This is a genomic window from Paenibacillus gallinarum (genome assembly GCF_014836635.1).
Taxonomy (GTDB): Bacteria; Bacillota; Bacilli; order Paenibacillales; family Paenibacillaceae; genus Paenibacillus; species Paenibacillus gallinarum.
In genome coordinates, this window is sequence record NZ_JACSQL010000009.1 from 130109 (window position 1) to 152257 (window position 22149).

The following is a 22149-nucleotide window of genomic DNA, read 5'->3' on the forward strand; positions in this document are numbered from 1 at the left end:
GTGATAAATGTGCTTCTGGTAGTAGCACGGGAGGAATTGTACCAAGCACTTCGGCTTGTCATGAGAGCGGTATCTCAAGATACGATGCTAGGAATCTCAGGGGTACATATTCAGGCTAATAAGGATCGACTTACACTTACAGCAAGCAACTCCACTTTCATCCTTGAACATATTGTTATTACGGGAGACTCTGATGATCGCATCTGTTCAATAGAGCAGACAGGAAGCATAATTGTTCCAGCAACATACTTATACGAAATTATACGGAAGCTAGGCACAGGGTTCGTTACGTTAGAGGCGAGTGATAAATCCACTCTTTTAATTTCTTCAAATAAAGCGCATTTTCGTATAAGGGGGACAGAATCGGCAGATTATTTTCCTTTACTACGGCACAATGTAGGTGACGATAAAACTAGGTTCTTTGTATCTAACAAAGCGCTTCTCTCAGCGATAAAACAAACCTTGTCAGCAACAGTAGATACATTGTCACGGCCACTTTTAACTGGTGTGCTCTTTGAGTACAAGGACAAGAAATTGACTTTGACGGCAACGGATAGTATAAAACTAGCGACAATGACTATAGAAGTATTAGAGGTCACGCATGATATAGGCCAGCGAGTGGTTGTTCCCAGAAAAAGTCTCAAAGAACTGCTTAAAGTAATAAAAACGATGGAAGGTACAACAGAAATTCAAATCAACACAAATAACATTAAGTTCCGATCTGGTCAGATAGAGCTCCAATCCGTTCTTCTTCAAGGAGATTATCCTCACACTGAACATCTCATCCCCAAATCGACCGAGTCAGAGGTGACTCTCCATACCGCAAGCCTTTTGCAATCAATAGAGCGTGCCTCTGTACTCGCAAGCGAAAATCTCATCCATATATCCGTAATCGATAATAAAATAATGCTTCATTCTCATCTCTCCGAAGTAGGCGATATGAATGATGAACTTTCCATCTCTACGAAAACCGGCAACGATTTTCAAATTTCATTAAACAGCAAATTTGTTCTTGATGCTTTGCGTCATTTTGACACCGAGAACACTACAATTCGGTACGGAGGACATTTACAACCGGTTATCTTTGAGCCTGCTGATGCAGATCGGACTTACTGTTGTCTTATTCCCCCTGTTCGAACTTCTCACAGGTAAGGACTTTAGAAGAGCAGTAGGCTGGTTAAGAAAAAAACAGCCTCTGTTCCGAAAAACAGAGGCTGGCTCATTTCATTAATAATAGTTTATTAACTACATTGCTTTATGGAAGTACGTTCCCGGCTGCGCGATAGACTTCATACCATTCCTCACGAGTGATGCGAATATCAGCTGCTTTACAGCAGTCTTTTAGACGCTCCAGATTCATGGTGCCAATGACAGGCTGCATTTGTGCAGGATGGCGAAGTAACCAGGCGATTGCCATCGTTGTGTTGCTTACTGAATATTTCTTAGCAATCCCGTCAATGGTTTGATTCAATTCAGGGAATTTATCGCTTCCAAGGAATACCCCTTCGAAGAATCCATATTGGAATGGAGACCACGGTTGAATGGTAATATCGTGCAGTCTGCAATAATCAAGTATACTTCCGTCCCGATTGACTGCAGCCTCATTATTCATATTTACGTTAATGCCGCTCGAGATCATCGTTGTGTTCGTGATGCTAAGCTGCAGTTGGTTCGCAATTAAAGGCTGCTTCACATATTTCTTCAGTAGTTCAATCTGCATTGGGTTCTGGTTGGATACACCAAAGTGACGGACTTTACCTGAACTCTCTAGAAGATCAAAAGCTTCAGCTACCTCTTCTGGTTCAACCAAAGCATCTGGACGATGAAGCAGCAATGTATCTAAATAATCGGTTTTGAGACGTGCCAAAATACGGTCAACTGAATCTAAAATATGCTCTTTGGAGAAATCAAACATGCCATTTCGAATACCGCATTTGGATTGGAGGATGATCTTTTCTCGGATGTCATCGTTCATATGAATGGCATCTGCAAAGATTTCTTCGCATTCTCCACCGCCGTAAATATCTGCGTGATCAAAGAAGTTCGCTCCCTCTTCAAGAGCCGTTTGAACAAAATATTCAGCTCCAGCTTTATCCAGAGAGTTGATACGCATACAGCCTACTGCTATAACCGGTACTTCAAGTGAACTGCTTCCAAGTTTCATGGTTCTCATTCATGTTCCTCCTTTTTATGTAGACAATCTATGCTCTAGATTGATTTTGACATACAATTGGTATCGTTTTCAAGACGAAATCTATTTTCATATTTCTTAATATCTGAAAGTTATGATATTATATAACGGACCAAGGACCGAAAGGTCTGTCTACGACAAACAAATATCTAATGAATTGAGGAATGAAGATGTCTGATTTGCCTAACTGTCCGAAATGCAATTCTGAATATACGTATGAAGATGGGACTTCGCTAGTATGTCCGGAGTGTTTTCATGAGTGGAACCCAGCTGATATGGAAAGCAATGAAGATACAAGAGTAATTAAAGATTCAAACGGTAACGTGCTAAACGATGGAGATACGGTAACCGTAATTAAGGATCTGAAAGTAAAAGGGAGCTCATCTGTTATCAAGATCGGTACGAAAGTGAAAAATATCCGCCTGATTGACGGAGATCACGACATCGATTGTAAGATTGATGGATTTGGAGCGATGAAATTAAAGTCAGAGTTTGTTAAAAAAGTATAATAAGCATTGAAAAATAGATAAGAGTAACAAGAGACAAAGAGTCATTCCTTATAGGAATGGCTTTTTTTACTATACAGACACACAGTCATGGAACAAAAGAAGAAACTTCTTGCCAAAACAAAGGCAAACCATCAGTATATAGTTATTAAAATAAAGTTATTTACTTACAAAATTAAATAACTATACTTGGAGGGATTAGGATGGAGATCGGCATTAGTACGTTTGCAGAAACTTCTCCGGATGTGCATACAGGTGAAGTCATGAGCCACGCGCAGCGTTTACGTGAAGTAGTTGAGGAAATTGTGCTTGCAGATGGGGTGGGTCTTGATGTATACGGAGTAGGCGAGCATCATCGCAAAGATTATGCGGCTTCAAGTCCTGCTATGGTACTGGCTGCAGCCGCAGCTCAAACGAGTCGTATTCGCTTAACAAGTGCGGTAACCGTATTATCTTCGGCTGATCCGGTGCGAGTGTTTCAGGATTTTGCTACACTCGATGGAATATCGAATGGCCGGGCTGAGATTATGGCCGGACGTGGTTCTTTTATTGAATCCTTCCCCTTGTTTGGATATGATCTGAACGATTATGATACATTGTTTGATGAGAAACTGGATCTGTTACTAAAGTTACGTGAATCTGAGAAAGTAACTTGGAGCGGTACGCATCGTCCGGCGATTCACAATCTAGGCGTATATCCGCGTCCGGTCCAAGAGCCGCTGCCGATATGGATTGGAAGCGGCGGGAATCAGGAGTCCGTCATTCGTGCGGGACTACTTGGTTTACCGCTTGTACTAGCGATCATTGGGGGCAGACCCACTCAGTTTGCGCCGCTGGTTCAGTTATATAAAAAAGCAGCTGCTCATGCCGGTCATGATGCTTCCAAGCTTCCGGTTGCCTCTCATTCTCATGGTTTTGTAGGCGATGATTTGCAGTCTGCAGTGGATACGTTCTTTCTGCCGACACAGCAGAGTATGAACGTCATTGGCAGGGAACGTGGATGGCCTTCTTACACTCGTTCAAGTTATGATGCGGCTCGTAGTCTCGAAGGTGCACTATATGTGGGTGATCCGCAGACGGTGGCTGAGAAAATCATTTATCTGCGCAAAAATGTGGGTATTACCCGGTTTATGCTGCATGTTCCCCTTGGTACAATGCCGCATGCAGATGTAATGCGGGCGATTGAACTGCTGGGCACGAAAGTTGCTCCTATCGTCCGTGAAGAAATTGCAAAATGGGAAGCCGCAGGCGGCATCTAAGCTTTTACAATACTGTTAAACCTCGATTTCTCTGTAAGGGAGAACTTCGAGGTTTTTTGAATTTGTCGATTTTTGTAATTTACTGCTGTTTTTATGGAAGTTTCTGCTATATAATAAGACATTAGATTTAAAATCGGGGCTGGTGAAGATGAGAATATGAGTATGACAGAAGAGTTGCTGGCTCCTATTATAATCATTCTATTTGGAGGGACACTCAGTGTCTTTTTATGCATTTACGGTACGCTAACATTTAAGAATTCTCCGGGAGGCCGTTATTACATTGTTTTATCTCTACTAGCCTCCCTTTTTTCTTTTTCTTATATTTTTGAACTGGTGAGCACGTCCATAGAGAGGATTATGTTTTGGATTAAAATCGAGTATATCCCACTGGCACTGATCCCAGTATTTACTTTACTCATGTGCATAGAATACGTGGGACTTCAACTAAAACGGTCTATTTTCTACAGTCTATTTCTGATTCCTGCCATCACCCTATTGCTGCAAGCGACAAACGACTTTCACCATCTGTATTACACATCAATGAAACTCCGTAGCGATAGTCCTTTTCCTATGGCGGATTTAGAATACGGGTTATGGTTTGGTGTGCATACGGCTTTCTTATACGGCTGTATGATTGCAGCAATCACTGTTTTATTTCGAGGACTTCGCAGCGCGCACAGACCCAAGTTTCGGTTTCAGATTCTTGTGATGGTCACGGGGCTATTTGTTCCTTTAGTGGGAGGTTTTCTCTATTTGATGGAGCTGAGTCCGTATGGGATTGACCTAGGGCCGGTTTTTACAAGTATTTCTTATATATTTCATGGTGTTGCATTACTGAGATTTAAAATGTTTGATGTCATTCCTATTGCAAGGGATACCGTGTTTACGAATATGGAAGATGGGATTGTGGTGCTTAACGAGAAAGAAATGGTCGTTGATTACAACCAGGCCATGTTAGAAATCGTACCTACACTTCATAAAAAAGTGATCGGAATGCAGATTAATGAAGTGTTTAGCGGCTATCCTGAACTGATTCTGATTATTGAAGCAGGAAGAGAGCAAGATCAGCAGTTTTTACATAATGGAGTAACTCGTTATTATCATATTCATTTTGCTCCTATTCGAAATAAACAAAAAGAGAGAATCGGAACGATCGTATCCTTTGCGAATATTACTGAGCGAGTTGTCATGGAGGAAAAGCTGAAAGAACTGGCCGATACCGACAGTTTGACAGGATTGTTGAATAAAAGGGCACTGATGCGTGACTCTGAAATCTACTTGAACAAGCTCAGTCAATTCGGTGGTTCCTTCTCCATGATTATGTTTGACGTTGATTATTTTAAACAGGTCAATGACAAGATTGGACACGAAGCAGGCGATATTGTACTAACCCATGTAGCAGAAGCAATCAGATCCAATATACAGCCGGTACATATTGCAGGCAGGTATGGAGGAGATGAATTCATATTATGTCTACCCAAGACTTCGCTGACCGAGGCTTATGAGGTAGCCGATTCAATAAGAGCTCATGTTGCCGAGAAGTTTATGCTGGTGAATGGCAAGGAGGTCCGGGTCACATCCAGTTTTGGAGTAACGCATGTCCATATGGAACAGGGAGAATCCCTTCCTTTAATTACACTGATGAGACAGGCCGATGAGGCTCTCTATATGGCCAAAGAAAAAGGGCGGAACTGTGTCCACCCTTACAGCAAGGCTTCCTAATAGAATAATTAACTACTCTTCCGGCACAATGACCTCAATATGAGAAGGCAGGATGCGGAGTTCGAGCGGAAGAGGAGGGCCATCCTCGCCATCGACGTTGGTGTGGAGCTGCTCTGTTGAAGTTACTTGAACCTGTTTGGCGGTAAAATAGACGACATCCTTATGTTCTTTCAGGCTTCCAAATAACAAAGATGTACCTACTGTAATTGTGTTAAATACGTTAATATCTTTTATGATAAAGCAGTGGAGCAGGCCGTCATCAACGGATGCCTCTGGAACCATTTTTTCAAAGCCGCCTACGGAGTTTGTGAGTGCAACTACAAATAAAAGCGACTCACCGATCCAGGACTCTCCATCATGCATAATGGTAAGAGGGTGCGATGAAGTTTTTATTAATTCTTTGAATCCTTCTTTTAAATAGGCAAAAGCGCCAAGCTTCGTCTTATCTTCAGAAGATACGGAAGATAATGAGTCCGCTAAAGAACCTACCGCAACGACATTGGCGAACAAGCGGTCATTCATTTTGCCAAGATCGACCGTTTTGACGATGGATGATGTCAGGGTATGGATGGCTTTTTTCGGATCAAGGGGGATGTTCAGAGCACGGGCGAAATCATTTATTGTACCAAGAGGCACAACACCCAGTGTAGGTCGGTGTTCTTGATCTATGAGCCCGTTAATCGTTTCATGCAGGGTACCGTCACCACCTATAGAGACTACAAGATCATAATATTCCTTGCAGGCCTGTAGACAGAATTTTGTTGCGTCGAGTGGTTTGGCAGTCTCACTTACACTGACTTTATATCCCTTGTCACGTAAGATATCTTCTACTTGGCGGACATACTCTAGCGCCTCTTCTTTCCCCGAGGAAGGATTGATAATAATCATGGCTTGCTTCATAATCCATGGTCTCCTCTATTTTAAGTTTATTTGAAATTCAGTAGCTTCTATCCATTACCCAGTAGATAAGCCCATTGAATAGTCAACTTTTGACTAGAGGTTTCAGCACAGCAGGTCCTGTGCTATGATAACAATATATTTTCAGGAAGAATCCAAGGAGTTTACTACCTATGAATAATGAAGTCCAACAATTTAAAGCTGAATTTTTCAAGGCGCTGGCTCACCCTATGCGTATCCGAATACTTGAGGTGCTCAGCGAAGGAGAAAAGACAGTCAACGAAATTCAAACCATTCTTGGATCTGAAGGCTCTGCAGTTTCTCAGCAGCTTGCCGTACTCCGTTCCAAAAATGTGGTATCTAGCGTGAAAGAAGGAACTTCCGTTATTTACTCCCTTCGGGATCCTCTTATTAAGGAACTACTGTCTGTTGCTAAACAAATTTTTGATAAACAACTAGTCAGTGCGATTTCCATGCTCGAAGATATGCGTAAAAATTAACAAGACGTGTAAGTGAACGTGTTGTGATTTTTGACGTTGATTTTTTTAGCAGGGCGTCGTATTATACTTCATATATTCAAATAATCAAATATTTAAAGAAAAGAAGGTTATCGTATATGACAGGATGGGGCCGATTCAAAGGCTATAATATGGCTTCTTTGCGTAAGGATATCGTGTCAGGTACAATCGTTGGAATTATCGCCATTCCTTTAGGGATGGCTTTTGCTATTGCATCTGGTGTGAAACCGGAGTATGGAATTTATACGACGATTATTGCCGGGATTCTGATCTCCTTGTTTGGAGGGTCGAAATTTCAGATTGGTGGTCCTACGGGCGCCTTTATCCCGATTCTTTTTGCGATTGGGATGCAGTATGGGTATGAAAACCTGCTCATTGCAGGGATGATGGCGGGTGTCTTGCTGGTACTGATGGGAGTTTTTAAGCTTGGAGTACTCATTAAGTTTATTCCAAGACCGGTTACCATCGGGTTCACAGCAGGGATTGCTGTTATTATTTTTACAGGTCAGATTGGAAATTTCCTAGGTCTCACTGGGATGGAACGTCATGAAGCTTTTATCGATAATATGAAAGAGATCGGCGCTCACATCTCTACAATAAATATATATAGTATCATTACAGCTGTCGTTTCTTTGGTGGCTATTTTAGTGCTGAAAAAATATGCTCCCAAAGTGCCTGGTTCCCTAGTGGGTCTGGTGCTGGCAACCGTGGTAGCCACCCTGTTCTTTAAGGGAGAAGTAGCTACGATTGGTTCTGCGTATGGGGCTATTCCAAGTGAACTTCCTAAGTTTCAGTTCCCTGATATTACTTGGGAACGAGTAACTCAGCTCATACAGCCTGCTTTTGTGATTGCGATGCTCGGAGCAATTGAGTCCTTGCTATCTGCGGTCGTCGCAGATGGAATGACTGGAGAAAAGCATGACAGTAATAGAGAACTCATTGGTCAAGGGATCGCGAATATTGCTGCCCCGATGTTTGGCGGGATTGCCGCAACAGGTGCGATAGCAAGAACAGCTACCAATATTAAAAGCGGAGCGGTATCCCCGATGTCAGGGATCATTCACGGGATTGTTGTATTCTTAATCCTTTTACTGTTTGCACCCTACGCTTCGAATATACCTCTAGCAGCTATGGCGCCTGTTTTGATGGTGGTTGCGTGGAATATGAGTGAACGAAAAGAGTTTGCTCGTTTGTTCAAGACAAAAACGGGAGATTCACTCGTGCTTGTCATTACCTTTTTGCTTACCGTGTTTACTGATTTGACGCTTGCGGTTGAGGTAGGTCTTGTGCTCGCCGCCATTTTGTTTGTGAAGCAAATGGGCGACACGCATAACGTATCTAAAGTGCTGCCTGATCCGGAGACAGTCAAAGTGAAACCCCATATGGTGAGCGAACATCATGATTGCCCGCAAATTGGGATTTACACGATGGAAGGACCGCTATTTTTTGGTGCAGCTTATCGGTTTGATGACACGATTCCTTTATCCGCTGCAGAAGAGAATAAAGTGATTTTGCTTCGGATGGGAAAAGTTCCTTTTATGGATACAACAGCCGAACTCATGTTAGAAACACTTGTAGAAAAAGTGCATTCTGCTGGAGGAAAGCTGCTCATTTCGGGTATTCAGTCACAGCCGTTATCCTTATTACAGCGGACAGGTTTATACGAGAAGATCGGGGAATCTCATTTCTATGATCATACGGGAGAAGCGATTAATGAAGCTTTGACCAGCATTCAGTATGGTACATGTTATGGCTGTCAGCATGCCGCTTTCCGTGAGTGCAGTGTGCTTTGCAGCAAGGAAATCAAAGAAGGACAAGACTTGAAAGACTCCCTTCTCCATTTAGGAAAAATAAAGCATAGCCCAGCTGCTCATCTGAGTACACCGGCTGAATAAATAATAGCAAAGCCTGCTCTGACCCGTGTCAGTGCAGGCTTTTTGTGTTGTCGCTTCACTCTTGTATGGCTGCTATAGCGCAGTCCAATCTTTGGGTTCATCTGTATATACCGAGATCATGATGAGCGCTGTTTCCTCACCGATATTCTTTACTTTGTGCGGAGTACAGGCGTTCCAGCTAAAAGAATCACCTTCGGTTAGTTCTATGCCTTCTTCCCCTTGTTCAGCTAAGATTTTCCCCTTCATGACAAGATGAACTTCTTCGCCTTCATGAGCGTGCGGCTTCTCTCCGGTAGAAGAGCCAGGCGGCATTTCAACAATCATCATTCGGACGTGCTTGGTGGTGGCTAGATGAGATACTTTCAGTTGATCGGGTCCACTAGAGGTCTGCTTCCGATCTTCCTTACGAATGATCTGCATCCGTTCTTCTTTCTTGAGCAGTAAATAGGCTAAAGGAACTTCCAGTGCGCCAGCAATATGTTCAAGTGTAGCGATAGAGGGAGAGGTTTTGTTCGTCTCCACCTGACTCATGAAACCTTGAGACAATCCTGTCATTTCACATATTTGAGCAATGGTAATATTTTTTCGTTTACGTATAGAACGAATGGTAGAGCCAATATCCAAGGGTAATTCATCCTTTCATCCCAACCTTATCATTCTTTATAGTTTATCACTTTGTGGGGAGGATCGCACAGTTTTGGAATCATTAAGCAGACTAAAATATTAGAAATATGAATATAAAATATATATTAACTATATTTTTGTTGACAATAACACAAGCACCCTGTAATTTTATATATAAATAAAAGTTCTGTATTACTAATATTTCGGAACGTATTTAGGGGGAAGCATGATGAAAATGAATATAGTTACTACGATTATGAGAGTTGTGTTCGGTATTTTATTCCTTGCACATGGGATGGACAAGTTTAACACGGGGCTTGGTAATGTAGCCGGATGGTTTGAAAGTATTAATATTCCTGGATTCTTGGCTTATATCGTAGGGCCTGTAGAACTTATTGGAGGAATTCTGCTGATTCTCGGTTTGTTCACTCGTTATGTGTCTGCTATTTTGCTCGTTATTCTGCTCGGAGCAGTACTTACTGCTAAGCTCTCTGCGGGGCTACTTAATGGATACGAGCTCGATCTCTCGTTTATGCTCATTGCTCTATATCTGGTATTTGCAGAAATGACACGCTGGTCACTTGATCATTTGATTTTCAAAAAAGCAAAAATGAACTAAATCCGTCATTGGCGGAACAAAAAGCAATCACCACTGGTAATGAAGCCAGAGGGGGGTTGCTTTTTTTGTTTTAACTCAAGAACACGACAGCATTTTTACCAACTTGAAACCTTAATGAAATATACTGAAAACAGAAGGTGCTTTCATAATAATTTTCAGAAATAACTTTACATATGTAAAAAGTTTCATTATACTTTAGAAAGTAGTTACCTAGAGTAACTAAATTTCGGAGGTTGAAAATGGAGGACCATAGAACTTTTTTTCATAAATACTTTTTGCTGTATCGTCCCTTTGTCAGTGAGCTGAATCGTATTCTTGCGGATTATGATCTTCACAACGCCCAGTGGTCTATCATGTATTACCTTGATATGTATCAGTCTAGTTTTTCGCTCGTGGAGCTATCTAAACATTTATATGTGGAGAAACCTACGATTACAAGAACCGTAATGACGCTTCTTCGCCTTGGATATGTGGAGCAAATTCCGGTCAGTGACAAGCGGGAGAAAAGGATCCAGTTATCAGAGAAGGGCAAGGAAGTAGCGTCACAAATCCGTCTTTTGCTGGATGAGTATGAGAAGAGCATTATGGAGGGTGTTTCGCCTGAGGAACAGAATCTGGTCATTCAGGTGATGGATCAAGTCCGGAACAAAATTATTGAAAAAAGGTGATTGAGTTGGAAACTGCAGATACAAAAGAACGATTATGGACGAAAGACTTCCTAATCGTTTTTGGTGTGAACTTCTTATTGTTTTTATGTTTTTATTTGCTTGTCGTTATTATTCCTTCCTATGCTATAGATGAGTTTCATGTCAGTGATGGCATCGCAGCGCTGGGATCTAGTATTTTTGTTATCGGTGCTCTTATTGGTCGTATTGCAGCTGGGAGATTAATGGAGAGTGTAGGCCGTAGACGTATGTTATTTACAGGACTTATTTTCTTTACCATCCTGAGCTTGGGTTACTTCTTTATCAGCAGCATAACTACCTTGCTCATTATCCGTTTCTTTCATGGTTTGGCTTTTGCTTTGGCTTCGACAGCCACAGGTACGATCTCGGCTAGTCTTATTCCTCACAGCAGAAGAGGGGAAGGTACGGGATACTATGGGGTTAGTATTATCGTTGCTTCGGCGATTGGACCTTTCCTCGGTGTATTGATTAGTAATAATAGTTCTGTCACTGGAAACTTTATATTATGTGCTGTACTTGCTGTATTCTCACTGTTTGCCGGCTTATTTTTGAACGTGCCTAAGCTTACTCTGACTGCAGAACAAAAGAGTGAAATGAAAGGCTTTAAAATCTCTAATTTTTTCGAGCCAAAAGCAATACCCATTTCGATCACGATTCTATTTATGGGGCTTGCCTATTCTAGTATTCTTTCTTACCTAAAGCTGTATGCTGGACAAATCAATCTGACGGAAGTCGTCAGCTTCTTCTTCATCGTGTATGCCGTTGTCGTTATCCTGACAAGACCGTTCACGGGCAAATGGTTTGATAAACATGGCGTTAATTTTGTAATGTATCCGGCTATTATCTGCTTTATTATTGCAATGATCCTGTTAAGTCAGGTTCATTCAGGACTCATCCTCTTACTGTCTGCGGTATTTGTAGGCCTTGGATACGGTACAACACAGGCCAGCGCACAGGCATATGCAGTAAAAAAATCTCCAGTACACCGTATGGGGCTTGCTACCTCTACATTTTATATCTTCTTAGACCTCGGAATCGGTGTAGGTCCGTTCTTACTCGGGTTCCTGACTCCATTCATTGGATATAGGGGAATGTACATGGTGATGGCGGGACTTCTTGTCGTTTCTTTCTTCGTGTACTACGTGATGGTAGGCAGAAAAGAGAAGGCAGAAGCGCAGGACCATACATTGAAAGTATTAAATTAGATTAAAATACAGAAGGCCGCAAGCCCATGATCAACCGGGCTTGCGGCTTTTTTTGAAGTGTATGGATCCAGAAGGGCAAAGTGGCTTAAAGACTTATTATAGTGACTCCTTAATTACTTTTTTATAATACAGTACCGACAGAATGCCAAAGATGGAATAAAGAACGGTGTAAACCACCATAACCAGAATCATAGGCGTAAGCAGCTCTGTTCCAAAGAAAAACCAGCCTGATTTTACGGCAAAATAGCTGTGACACAGTCCGACCACCAGCGGAATCCCAAAGTTAAATAGCTGTTTAAACTGAATGCCGCGAAGCAGATTCCCTTGCGTGAACCCAAGTTTCCGTAAGATCGTATAGTTTGGACGTTCTTCTTCGCTTTCGTCCATCTGTTTAAAGTATAAGATACATCCGGAAGTGATCAGGAAAGTAAGTCCCAGGAATCCGACAATAAACATGATCAGCCCCATATTTTCGATCTGCGACAGCTTCATATCGAGCTGAGAGAAATTTGGGGAATTCAAGCCTTGTTCATGGAAAATTTCATTTGCAGCAGGAACTTCAGATCGATCCGTGATGTCGATCCCATAGTAGGTGGAGTTATACTCCGTCTGATACCCAGGATCATACTCTTTGCGGAAGTCTTGATATACACTGTCATCAACAATGGCAATAGGCATTCCGCCATTGTAAGAATAACTGAGCAGAGTCTCTTCATCCATGCCAGTAAGCTGCAGTGTCTGTGATTTTGTCGTTCCAAGCAGCGTAACTTCCCCTTTATCTTTCAGCGGCAAAAATGAGCTGATTGCTCCTGTATAACCTGCAAATCGTACTTCTCCCGGTTTCATATCTGTACTGCCAGCTTGTTTTTCTGAAATTACGGGAATGACAAAGTTATCGTTCATGTCTCTGGCGATCATGCTGTCATTAGTTAGAATTTGAGAAATATCAAACCTTAGCATAACCGGTTCTCTAAGCGTTTCTTTATACGCAATTTGCTGGTTAGTAAGTTCGGTAACAAAAATATCCTTAGTCTCTGCTGTAGAAAATGAGAAGTCATTAGGAACACTGTTCTTTGCTGATGAACCTGCTGAATAATATGAGATATAGCTAAGTGACAATAAACCAATCGCAAGTGCTGACACGGTAGTAATAATCGTGAGCAACAGAGCGTTCGACTTCATCCGGAACATAATGGACGACAGAGAAAGGACTTCACTTATCGACAAATATCCTTTGCGATGTTTACGAATCATATTGAAAATAAAGCTTACGGATCCTTTGTAGAACAAATAGGTCCCAATAATGACACTAGCCAGAATAAATAGCATCGTCATCATAAGCTGATTCATCTCATCAGCAAAATTACCTCCGAAGAGCTGGGAGGATACATAATAACCAACGATAATGAGAGCTAAGCCGAGCATTCCTATCAAGATTTCCCATACGGACATCTTCTGTACACGCTGCTGTGTAGAAGAGGTAACCCGGAATAAAGAGAGGATACTCTGACGTTTAATAAACAGGTAGTTCATGATCATGATGAGCAGATAGATAGCCGCAAATACAATGACCGTTTGGAAAAGTGCCTCTGTAGAAAAACGCAGTTTTGCGATTTCATCTACTTGTAGGATTTTGAACAGAATCATCAGCACCAAGCGGGAAACAGCAAACCCTGACGCAATACCGATGAGCATAGAACCAAAATAAAGAATGAGATTTTCGGCACTGAGTATTTGAAATATCTTTCCTTTCGTGAGACCAATGAGCTGAAATAATCCGATTTCTTTACTGCGCCGTTTAATAAAGATCGTATTGGCGTAGAGCAAGAATATAGCAACAATAGCGACGAGCAGAACAGAAGCAGTACCGATAGCTGCAGCGCCCTTTACTGAACCGGCTGTTTCATCCATCGCAGGATCGTACTGAAGCGTAACAAACGAGAAATATAGGGCAACGCTAAAAATAAGAGCGAAGACATACAGATAATAATTTTTTATGTTTTTCTTTAAGTTGCGAAAGATTAGGTAGTTAAGGTTCACTCTTGAACACCGCCCAGTACGCCTTGGGTTTTAATGATGTCATTAAAGAAGGACTGTCTTGATTCTTCCCCTTTATTAAGCTGGGTATAGATCTGACCGTCTTTGATAAAAACAACTCGGCTGCAGTAACTGGCGGCTACCGGATCATGCGTAACCATAATAATTGTCGCTTGGTGTTTTTCATTCATGTCGCTCAGTTTATTGAGCAGATCGGAAGCGGACTTGGAATCGAGAGCGCCCGTTGGTTCATCAGCAAAAATAATGCTCGGATCATGGATAAAGGCTCTCGCGGCGGAGGTACGCTGTTTTTGTCCGCCTGAGATTTCACTCGGATATTTATCCTTCAGCTCATAGATTCCAAGCTCAGAAGCAATGTTCTGGAATTTTTCATTCGCTTCTTTTTTGGATACGTTCTTGATGGACAGCGGCAGCAGTACGTTTTCCCGAACCGTTAGTGTGTCCAGTAAGTTATACTCCTGAAAAATAAAGCCAAGGTGATGTTTACGGAACTCCGCCAATTGTTTTTCCTTCATCCCTGTAAATTCTTTCCCCTCAATCTGGATCGTTCCTTGACTTACCTGATCAATGGAAGAAAGAACATTCAGCAGAGTTGTTTTACCTGAACCCGAAGCTCCCATGATACTCACGAATTCCCCTTTATTTACTCGAAGGTCAATGCCTTTGAGGACTTCCTGTTTGTTGAATTTATTCCCGTATGTTTTATGAATTTTACTTGCTTCAAGTATGATCAATTCACTCACTCCTTTGTTATGTACCTATCATAATAAAAGCGGAGCCGGCTTTCCTTCGATTTAACGAACAATATACAAAAGCATGTGACGATGTTGTCACATGCCCGTAATACGAACAAATTCATTTTTTCGCGGGAAGGTCAAAGTAAAAGTCGTACCTTCTCCAAGTACAGAAGAAACGTTCATGCGAATGTGCAGCGAATCCGCCACTTGTTTTGCAAGATATAAACCCATACCAGTCGAAGCACCGTCCTCGTGATGAGTAGTAGAAGTGAATCCCCGTTCATAAATACGAGGCAGATCTTTGGGATCAATGCCTCTGCCTGTATCTTGTATCGTGAGTACAACATGATCATCTAGGCGAGAACTCTCAATAAGAACATCAGAGGATGCACTGTATTTTACCGCATTGGTAATCAGTTGTCTGAGGATAAAGCCAAGCCATTTGGCATCGGTTAGTACCTTCGTTTCCGTCAGAGAAACATCAAACCCGATACCTTTTTGAATACACCAGGATTTCAGAACTCTAATTTCTTGGTGAATAATCGGCTCCAGCTCAGAAACTTCAATATAAAGATCATTTTGAATGAAAGGAATTCGCTTCTGGTGCAACTGCTGATCGAGAAGGTGATGAATTCGCAGCCACTCATACATCAGTTGTCTTTGCAGGGTCTCATCAGGAAGCCGGTCGATCATCAGCTGCATCGCCGTCAGGGGTGTTTTTACTTCATGAATCCAGGAGAGCAGCTCGTCCTTTTCCTGTTCAAGGAGTATATAATTATAGGAAGTTTCGCGTTTGTAACGTTCGGTCTGTAAAGTGACAGCGTCCAGAACAATCTGCTCAAAAGGACTGTCTGCACTACTTAGTTCAGCAAGATCATAGGTGTGATCCCAATTCTTCATATTTGAATAAAACCTAGTTTCCTTCATGTACCTTAGAACAACAAAGGTGATGCAAAGGAGGGTGAGAAGGAGAACAATGTACAGCATCGACATAAACGGAATTGTACTATCGATATAGGAAATAAACAGAATGATCAGCTGTATAGACAATAAAAGAAGAAGCCAAGTTCTGCGTTCTTTGAGAAAGGTCCAGATCATACGCTGACCTCTTCCGTAGCGATATATCCTTGTCCCACTTTTGTCTCAATATAGATATCCAGGCCAATCGTTTCGAGTTTCTTACGCAGCCGATTCACATTTACCGTCAGGGTATTATCACTGACAAAGTGTTCATGATCCCATAAGTTTTGGATGAGTTTTTCTCTGCTGACAATCTGGTTTTTATGCTCGGTTAATATTTTGAGAATGAACATTTCATTTTTAGTGAGGTCTACCGATCCATGCTCATTTGAGATCGTATTTTTGACGTACTCGATGGTGGCTCCGCGCCAAGTCCGGAGTTCAATACGCTCGGTATTATAATTATATACCCGTCTAAGGGTAGCTTGTATTTTGGCAATGAGAACATCAAAGTGAAAAGGTTTCTGTACAAAATCGTCGGCTCCGAGCTGCATGGACATGACCATATCGGTTGGGTGATCCCTGGAGGAGAGAAAAATAATCGGCACATTCGAATGGGACCGGATAATCCGGCACCAGTGGAAACCATCAAATTTCGGAAGCTGGATATCAATGATGACAAGGTCTGGTTTTATTGCTGTGAACTCTTGAAATACCTGATCAAAATCCTGTACTCCATATACGTTATATGACCACTGAGCTAGTCGTTCCTTGATTTCATTAAAAAGGGTCGCATCATCTTCAATAAGCATAATAGTAGACAAAGAGTGTCACCGCGCTTTCTGACAAGTTAGATCTCCTATGGCAAGTGTAACCGAAAAGGCCTCTTTCTTAAAAGAGAGCGATGTGATTTTAACGATATGTAAGAAGAAGAGCAGCTGGGTCGTATGTTTAAGAGAACGGAATAAGAGGTTATATATAAAGAAGACAAGTCACTAGAAATTTATCTTTGAAAAGAGGGATTTCGATGGTAAAGCTGATGAAAAATACAGATCCGAACGAGAATGAAGAAGATAAGGCGATCCGTGATGATGAGCCAGATGCATTCGAAACGGATGGCAAATAAGAAAAATAAATAGAACAATCGCCTGCTCTCACAAGTTGAGGGGCAGGCGACTTTTTGTTATTCCACAATAACACTTGCCTCCATACTAGGATGCGTGGCACAGTAATAGGGGAAGGTTCCCTTTTCCTGAAAAGTATAGGAGTACTGCTTGCCGGGTTCGATATGACGAGAATCAAATTGATCATCTATTGAAGTCACGGTATGAAACATAGGATCGTTGTTGATCCAAGTGACGGTCGTCCCTTGCTTTACTTTGAGTTCTGGAATGGAGTAACGCATATCGCTGATAACAACGGTAATTCCATCTCTGATTTCTTCAGGAATGGGTTCTGTATGCTGATGATGGTTTGTACCTTGCGGTGTTTTTCCATCCTTAGTGACTTGGACCATCGTATGCATCCCGCCAGGGTAAATGCCATTGTTCGTATTGTCGATAATGTTATGGCTATGGAAAGGATATGAGCCATCTTGATCGAAAGTAATGAGCAGATCGTATCGTTCTCCGGGCCCAACATTAACGGTGTCTTTGATCAGCGGCGAAGCTAGCGGTCTTCCATCGGAAGCAATGACTCCAAAATGAAATCCATGCAAGTGCATAGAGTGAGCTTGATACCCCGTATTAATGAGACGTACGAGCACCTTGTCTCCGAGTTTACCGTCAATCATGGTCGATGGGTCTTTCTCTGTATCAGGATAGGCTTTTCCGTTGATGGTGAAGTATGTGGGATGGAAGGTGGTTCGATCATATTTTTTACCTTCTTCCACGGCTTTGTGCCACACAGGGTCAATCTCGTTCAGCATAAAGGTATACTCTTTTGTAAAAACAGGTCCGCTGGTCCAAGCTGTTTTTATTCCGTCTTTTGCTTGGACAATGAATGCACCGGTCATCCCCATCTGCAAGTGTTCTACCGTATCGACATGGCAGTGATAGAAATAAGTCCCCGCATGCTTAGCCTGAAATTGATAGGTGAAGCTTTCACCTACAAGCAGATCTTTTGAGGTATGAGGAACACCGTCATTCGCCTGATCCGTATCTAGACCATGAAAATGGATAGTATGGCCTACCCTCTTTATTCCTTTCTTGGCAGTGCCGATATTAGTAAGAGTTACTTCTACTTGGTCGCCTTCGTTAACAGTCAAGGTAGGGGCAGGATAAGTCGCCGATCCTTTCTCATTTTTTTCACTATAACCCCATACATAAACGGAAGTTCCGTCCGGCAATGCAAGTGTACCATCCGTTGCATAGAGATGAAATTGTTTAACTGCAGGTAGTTCATCCTTCTGCCCAGGATCTGCAGCAGCAGATGACGGAATAGCCTGAGCTGGCTCATGAAATAAAGGGCTCACCACAGGAAGAAACAACAAGGCTAGTAGCAGGGAAACTAAACATATATATAGAAATTTATTGAATATTTTTCTCATAATGTATTCCTTTCATCTAGATCTGGGTAAAGGGTAGGGGGATGTTTGAAACATAGGTTCTCTACTTTTCGTCATTATTATTAAATTATGGCTTAAACATAAGGATATTAGTCTCCTATATAGGAATTCGAATACGTATAAGAATAGAAAGTACAGTTATAAAGGGGAGGATACGGGGAATGAAGAGAGTAATAACCATTGTACTTACGTTTTTATTTGCGATGGGTTGGGGGGGACAAGGCACATATCTATATGCTGCTGGGCAAGGTCTAGTAAAAGACCCATACTTGGACAATGGTCTAAAGATGATCCTGAATAAAGCACAAGACGAGGAACTCACGGTAAGTGACTTGGAGGAATTAACGGTGGTTGACCTTCCTTCATCGGGAATTCGGAGTCTTTCAGGGCTGGAGCATGCAGTTCACCTCACGCATCTGCGGATTCCATATAACCAGGTCGAAGATTTGTCACCGCTTAAAGAATTAACAACCCTGCGGGAAGTCGATGTTACGAATAACTATGTCAGTTCTATAGAACCACTTGAGAAAAATACAGGGATGGAACGACTTATTGTAAGCAATAATGCAATTACATCACTCGGTGTGACCCGTAACTTTCCAAGGTTACATACACTTTATGCGGGAGGAAATCAGATCACAAGTTTAGATGGTCTGTTAGGAGCAGCATCCTTACGTGCGCTAGACATCAATTTTAACAAAATTGAAAGTATAGAGCCTTTAGTAAATATGACATCATTAAAGGAACTCTTGGCTTCCGCAAACCAAATTAAAAATATATCCGTTCTTACCAAGCTTCCAAATCTGCAAATTCTCGATCTTAATCAGAACCAGATAACAGATGCAACCTACATAAATGAGTTACCTAGATCCATTGTCAGTCTGAAGCTTGCATATAATCCATTGTCCAATATAAACGAGCTGCAAAATATGAGTCATCTTACGAATCTTGAGATTCTAGATCTGTCAGGCTTACAGCTAAACAATCTTACTCCTATTCAAAATTTGCAGCAGCTCACTGATCTAAACGCTTCTGATAATCAGATAACAAGCCTAGAACCACTGAAGGATCTAAAATCACTAACTAATCTGGATGTTTCCAAGAATTTGATTTTTAATCTTGCGCCTTTGCAGCAATTGAACCATATTCAGAGTTTAAATCTATCCAGTAATCTGGTCTGGGACCTGCAGCCAATCCAGAATCATCATTTTATCTATGCACGGCAAGGATCATCGGGAGAACCCCCTTATTACGGACTTAATCTAAAAGATAACTATCTTGATCTAACTTATGGATCGAATACATGGAGTTTGTTTACTGAACTTGAAGGGAACCCGGAAGATGTTACTCCGCAGGGGAAATACCAGCGCCTTCAGGAAGGTTCGAAAACAGCCTATATCGGGGATCAATCCTATTCACTTCGAGTTGCTCCTTTTCTTGAAAAAGGACGTACTTATGTCCCCCTTCGTTTTATATCTGAGCAGCTTGGAGCCGATGTTACATGGAATCAAAAGAAGAAAGAGGTAACCATCCAGAAGAATGATACGTCCATCCGGTGGACTGTCTACAATAGACAAGTGAAGGTAAATGGCAAGACTATACTCTATGATGCTCCGCTGATGCTAAAGAGTGGAGTGACCTGTATTCCCCTCCGTTTTGTATCCGAACAGCTCGGAACGAAAGTCGGCTATATAAACAACTCAAAAACAACACTTATCTTTGCGGATAAATAAGCTTAAACCCCTGTCTATGTACGGGGGTTCTTCTCTTTCTGTACGTAGATCGATAAAAGAAAGAATACTAATAAATATTAATTTTCTAGAACAGGTAAATAGGTATTTCCCTTGGTGCACTCTCTTTTTATAGAAACTACAAAAATCATTTATTTTCATAGGTATTCGTCATATTTATATGTCTAGCCTGGGTTTGCCAATCAATGTTGTCCCAATCTGTCGAACAACATGTCATAGGATGTGCAAAAATAATCAAGGGTTTACATATATTTCCTTTGTATGTAAGATAAGATCTGGATGTAAACTTCAATACCAAGATCGAGGAGGAGAATATGATTCGAATTCGTAAGCAGTTAAAATGGTTCGCGGCACCACTAGCTCTTTTGCTTGTTATCCTTACCGGATGTCAGGCTGTTGGTGGCCTGGATGTAAGCTCAGCTCTACTTGGAAGTAAAGATCGTATGTATCAATCCAGTGAGACAAAAGAGACTTTACAAGTAAAAGTTACACCTTCAGCAAATGCATCGGAAGAAGATCTCGCCATCATAGAACTTATCAATTCATTTTCTCTATATATTGATAGTGCAAAAGTAGAAAATAAGGACAAAGCCTCCATTAAGGGAAAAGTTCATTATCAGAAAGCGGAAATTCCCTTTCTTTTGAGTTTGGATGAAAAAGGAGCTGCCCTGCAAATAGAAGGAGCTAAGCAGCCAATCTATCTTTCATACGCACTAGATCCGTCTCTTCCAGATATGACGGCATACAATGAGCAGATGGAAGATGCCATATGGAATGTAGCCAGCTTTGTCGTCAAGCACCTTCCTAATCCGAATAAGATCTCGGTAGGTCAAGAAGAAGCAACGGTAAATGGAGAGAAATTGAATCTTACAAAACTTCATGCTGAGATTAGCGGAGCAGAAGTACTCAAGATGGTACGTCCTTTCCTCAGCAGTATTGCACAGGATGAGAAGGGCCTAAAGCAACTAATTGGAGATATTTATGATGCGGCTAAAGGGCTGTTCTCCTCTTACCAAGAGATAGAAGGAGCAGAAGGATTAGCAGAGGGCATCTTGCCTGCTACCAAAGAAGAAGCAGTAACGATTTATTATGGCATGATTAAGGGTCTTCTTGATGAATATGTGAAGACGATCGATACAGAGATTGACAAGATGCTCACTGAAACTCCAGAGATGAAAACCGTCTTTAGTGATAAGAGTAGTCTAGTTGTGAATTATTACTTCGATAAGGATCTGAATGCACGGAAGAGCAATATGGAACTAACAGTTGCACTCCCTGTTTCTAAAGACATCCCCGTTTCCGAGATTAAAGTCATCAGTGATGCCGAATCATGGAATTTTGGCGAAAAAGTAACGGCTGATCAAGTTGACCTTTCTAAAGGGTACCTTGATCCACTCTTTGGAGAGGTGACAACAGGCCAGATGCTTCGTAACTTTGAAGGAACGAAGCCGGTATATGATCTGCTTTTGCAATCTGGCATGACAACTTCTTATCTTTACCTGGAGTCAAATGATCCAATGTACGGAGCAGAAAATGTAAAAGGGACTGCATTTGTTCCTCTCCGTTACTTTGCTGAACATTTCGATGCAGAAGTGAAGTGGGCAAAAGGCTCTAAACAACTTACCGTAATTAATGATCTTACACTTGAGCAATCGACATATACACTAGGCTCGAAAAAAGCCACAATCAACGGAAAGGCAGTTACATTGCCGCAAGCTCCTTACACAGCTCAAGGGACGATTTATGTACCGCTGCGCTCGATTGCTGATGCACTCGGAGCTAGTGTAACTGTAGAAGCAGATGGTTATTCCGTTCAGCGTAACTAGTCTTTAATTACAGCGCAAATATATTCGATGAGAAGGACTCCACTAATCTTAGTGGAGTCCTTTCTTAGGTCTTACCGATGATATTTCCGGAGAATATCCATGTCTCTCCTATTATCAGTGCAATATAAT

19 protein-coding genes are annotated in these 22149 nt (G+C 41.7%); 11 read left to right on the forward strand and 8 right to left on the reverse strand.

Going from position 1 to position 22149, the window contains the following annotated elements:
- Entirely contained in the window at nt 1-1152 is a 1152-nt protein-coding gene (gene dnaN, locus H9647_RS17970) for a DNA polymerase III subunit beta (RefSeq protein ID WP_191802516.1), read from the forward strand.
- A 103-nt stretch (nt 1153-1255) separates the two neighbouring features.
- Here the strand turns inward: dnaN and H9647_RS17975 are convergent, their stop codons facing one another.
- Nucleotides 1256-2173 carry an aldo/keto reductase gene (locus H9647_RS17975; RefSeq protein WP_191802518.1) on the reverse strand — a complete coding sequence of 306 codons (918 nt, stop codon included), beginning with the start codon at nt 2171-2173 and terminating at the stop codon, nt 1256-1258.
- 188 nt (nt 2174-2361) lie between these two features.
- On the opposite strand from H9647_RS17975, the gene H9647_RS17980 reads away from it, so the two are divergent.
- The 3 genes from H9647_RS17980 (at nt 2362) to H9647_RS17990 (ending at nt 5678) form a co-directional block, all read left to right on the forward strand.
- Nucleotides 2362-2700 carry a zinc ribbon domain-containing protein YjdM gene (locus tag H9647_RS17980; protein ID WP_160032524.1) on the forward strand — a complete coding sequence of 113 codons (339 nt, stop codon included), beginning with the start codon at nt 2362-2364 and terminating at the stop codon, nt 2698-2700.
- Between the two features lie 200 nt (nt 2701-2900).
- Nucleotides 2901-3956: an LLM class flavin-dependent oxidoreductase gene (locus tag H9647_RS17985; RefSeq protein ID WP_191802520.1), complete on the forward strand. Its 1056-nt coding sequence runs from the start codon at nt 2901-2903 to the stop codon at nt 3954-3956.
- A gap of 156 nt (nt 3957-4112) precedes the next feature.
- On the forward strand, nt 4113-5678 hold the full coding sequence (locus H9647_RS17990) for a histidine kinase N-terminal 7TM domain-containing diguanylate cyclase (RefSeq protein ID WP_191802522.1): 1566 nt from the start codon (nt 4113-4115) through the stop codon (nt 5676-5678).
- Nucleotides 5679-5690: 12 nt separating this feature from the next.
- Here H9647_RS17990 and H9647_RS17995 read toward each other — a convergent pair whose 3' ends face one another.
- Nucleotides 5691-6578: a diacylglycerol/lipid kinase family protein gene (locus tag H9647_RS17995; RefSeq protein WP_191802524.1), complete on the reverse strand. Its 888-nt coding sequence runs from the start codon at nt 6576-6578 to the stop codon at nt 5691-5693.
- 170 nt (nt 6579-6748) lie between these two features.
- Between H9647_RS17995 and H9647_RS18000 the strand changes: the two genes are divergently transcribed.
- Both H9647_RS18000 and H9647_RS18005 read left to right on the forward strand, forming a co-directional pair.
- A complete protein-coding gene (locus H9647_RS18000) occupies nt 6749-7075 on the forward strand; it encodes an ArsR/SmtB family transcription factor (protein ID WP_191802526.1) in 327 nt (108 codons plus the stop codon).
- Nucleotides 7076-7191: 116 nt separating this feature from the next.
- On the forward strand, nt 7192-8988 hold the full coding sequence (locus H9647_RS18005; RefSeq protein ID WP_191802528.1) for a SulP family inorganic anion transporter: 1797 nt from the start codon (nt 7192-7194) through the stop codon (nt 8986-8988).
- 72 nt (nt 8989-9060) lie between these two features.
- On the opposite strand, the gene H9647_RS18010 is transcribed toward H9647_RS18005, so the two are convergent.
- Nucleotides 9061-9612, reverse strand: coding sequence for a helix-turn-helix domain-containing protein (locus H9647_RS18010; RefSeq protein WP_191802530.1), 552 nt, complete (start codon nt 9610-9612; stop codon nt 9061-9063).
- A gap of 226 nt (nt 9613-9838) precedes the next feature.
- On the opposite strand from H9647_RS18010, the gene H9647_RS18015 reads away from it, so the two are divergent.
- From H9647_RS18015 to H9647_RS18025, 3 genes are all read left to right on the forward strand, one after another.
- Nucleotides 9839-10231 (forward strand): DoxX family protein, encoded by a 393-nt coding sequence (locus H9647_RS18015; RefSeq protein ID WP_191802532.1) that lies wholly within the window; start codon nt 9839-9841, stop codon nt 10229-10231.
- A 239-nt stretch (nt 10232-10470) separates the two neighbouring features.
- Complete coding sequence (locus H9647_RS18020; protein ID WP_191802534.1) at nt 10471-10899, forward strand: MarR family winged helix-turn-helix transcriptional regulator; 429 nt, start codon at nt 10471-10473, stop codon at nt 10897-10899.
- A complete protein-coding gene (locus tag H9647_RS18025) occupies nt 10896-12122 on the forward strand; it encodes an MFS transporter (RefSeq protein WP_191802536.1) in 1227 nt (408 codons plus the stop codon). Before H9647_RS18020 ends, H9647_RS18025 begins: the two co-directional genes overlap by 4 nt.
- 96 nt (nt 12123-12218) lie before the next feature.
- Here H9647_RS18025 and H9647_RS18030 read toward each other — a convergent pair whose 3' ends face one another.
- From H9647_RS18030 to H9647_RS18050, 5 genes are all read right to left on the reverse strand, one after another.
- Nucleotides 12219-14162 (reverse strand): FtsX-like permease family protein, encoded by a 1944-nt coding sequence (locus tag H9647_RS18030; protein ID WP_191802538.1) that lies wholly within the window; start codon nt 14160-14162, stop codon nt 12219-12221.
- On the reverse strand, nt 14159-14914 hold the full coding sequence (locus tag H9647_RS18035) for an ABC transporter ATP-binding protein (protein WP_191802540.1): 756 nt from the start codon (nt 14912-14914) through the stop codon (nt 14159-14161). The genes H9647_RS18030 and H9647_RS18035 overlap by 4 nt, the downstream gene beginning before the upstream one ends.
- Nucleotides 14915-15010: 96 nt before the next feature.
- Nucleotides 15011-16015: a sensor histidine kinase gene (locus H9647_RS18040; protein ID WP_191802542.1), complete on the reverse strand. Its 1005-nt coding sequence runs from the start codon at nt 16013-16015 to the stop codon at nt 15011-15013.
- Complete coding sequence (locus H9647_RS18045; RefSeq protein WP_191802544.1) at nt 16012-16701, reverse strand: response regulator transcription factor; 690 nt, start codon at nt 16699-16701, stop codon at nt 16012-16014. Before H9647_RS18045 ends, H9647_RS18040 begins: the two co-directional genes overlap by 4 nt.
- 359 nt (nt 16702-17060) lie before the next feature.
- Complete coding sequence (locus tag H9647_RS18050) at nt 17061-18350, reverse strand: multicopper oxidase domain-containing protein (RefSeq protein ID WP_191802546.1); 1290 nt, start codon at nt 18348-18350, stop codon at nt 17061-17063.
- A gap of 254 nt (nt 18351-18604) precedes the next feature.
- On the opposite strand from H9647_RS18050, the gene H9647_RS18055 reads away from it, so the two are divergent.
- Together H9647_RS18055 and H9647_RS18060 are read left to right on the forward strand one after the other, a co-directional pair.
- A complete protein-coding gene (locus H9647_RS18055) occupies nt 18605-20176 on the forward strand; it encodes a stalk domain-containing protein (RefSeq protein ID WP_191802548.1) in 1572 nt (523 codons plus the stop codon).
- Between the two features lie 332 nt (nt 20177-20508).
- Complete coding sequence (locus tag H9647_RS18060; RefSeq protein WP_191802550.1) at nt 20509-22020, forward strand: copper amine oxidase N-terminal domain-containing protein; 1512 nt, start codon at nt 20509-20511, stop codon at nt 22018-22020.
- Nucleotides 22021-22149: the final 129 nt, after the last annotated feature.